At 38.2% G+C, this 1,528-nt stretch carries 1 protein-coding gene and 1 pseudogene; both read left to right on the top strand.

The window, feature by feature from the left end; genetic code table 11:
* Window positions 1-821 precede the first annotated feature (821 nt).
* A complete protein-coding gene (locus tag V7659_RS32320) occupies window positions 822-1,301 on the top strand; it encodes an MFS transporter (RefSeq protein WP_438825879.1) in 480 nt (159 codons plus the stop codon).
* Window positions 1,234-1,528, top strand: a pseudogene (locus tag V7659_RS32325) (MFS transporter); the annotation flags it as partial. The gene V7659_RS32320 and the pseudogene V7659_RS32325, both read left to right, overlap by 68 nt.

Here is a 1,528-nt window from a genome sequence, read left to right on the forward strand (position 1 = left end):
CCCTAAAGCCAAACAAAGCACCTGCAACGAAAGAAGATATTCAAAAAATTTTGGATATCTTAGCTCAAAATGGTATTCGTCCCTCATCACAAAATCAGTCTGAAGCGAAAACGCCACCATTATTTCAAGAAGCATACGACGAGGGAGACATAGTGGACTATAAGCCTCAGATACATTAAATAAGCTATCTTTTTGGTCGTTAGTACAACTCATACATAAGCATTGTTCTTCAACTAAATTGTGAAAGATAAAGGTCGCTTCGGTGATCTTTTTTTCTTGTTGAACTAACGAAGCTGGTTAGTTTAAGAAGAAATGGCGCTGTCTTTTCAATAACTAAGACCAATTAATAATTATAAAAATTCTTTATGTAGTTTCACAACAACGCCCAGAATTAGCTTCTGGGCGTCTGATTCGTTAAACCATGCCGCTAAAAAATTAATGTTTTACGTACTCCAATTTTCTCATTGTATGATTCGTAGAACTTAAGGCTGGCTGAATGAGTTATTGTTTGAAACAACTCATTCAGCCAGCTTTTTTATGCTGTAATTTTGCCTTTCCAGTGCTCGATAGGATTTTGCCAAAAGAATGGCGCTTGATGTTGGAAAACTATCCCAACGGAACCAAGTCTCGAAAAATTGGAACCGCTTCCCCTAATTTTATTGTTTACCCTTGAGCAAGGTTCAGGTTATAATAAGTTTTATTAAATTTAGGATATCGAAATAAAGACCAAAAATACGATTTTTATAGAAAGGCGATGGAAATTGAATAAACCTACAGGAAAGAAACGAATACAGCTTGCTATACTCTTAGGATCACTTGGATTGTTAGGGCCTTTTACAATCGATACGTATTTACCGTCTTTTCCAACGATTGTAAAAGATTTTGATACTACGGCTTCACTTGTACAAATTAGTTTAACCTCCTGTTTATTAGGCCTCGGACTAGGGCAATTGGTTATTGGTCCGATGAGTGATGTGAAAGGCCGTAGGCAACCCTTGCTCATCTTTATTACTTTGTACTTACTTGCTTCTATAACATGCGCATTTGCACCCAATATCTATTTCCTTATCATTGCTCGGTTAGTACAGGGCTTTGCTGCTGCCGGAGGACTTGTGATTTCAAAAGCGATTGTTAGAGATCTTTTTAGTGGAAAGGAACTAACCAAGTTCTTTACGCTGATGGTNNGGAGGCGGGATTCTTACGTTTACCAATTGGCATGGGGTTTTTGTTGCTTTGGCCTGTATTGGTGCGGTGCTGCTCTTCACTGTTACACTCAAATTAGAAGAAACTCTGCCAAATGAAAACCGTGTTCCAAGTAATTTGCCACAAATCATGAGCAACTTCGGTTCATTATTCAGAGATCGAACATTCATGGGATACGCACTCACCCAAGCCTTTACTACTGCAGGTATCTTTGCCTATGTATCTGGGATTCCGTTTGTCTATCAGAATATTTATCAGGTCACACCGCAGCAATTTAGTTTATTATTTGGGACCAATGGAGTAGCATTAATTATTGGAAGTCAGC

The organism is Neobacillus drentensis, assembly GCF_036966985.1.
Classification (GTDB): Bacteria; Bacillota; Bacilli; order Bacillales; family Cytobacillaceae; genus Neobacillus; species Neobacillus drentensis_E.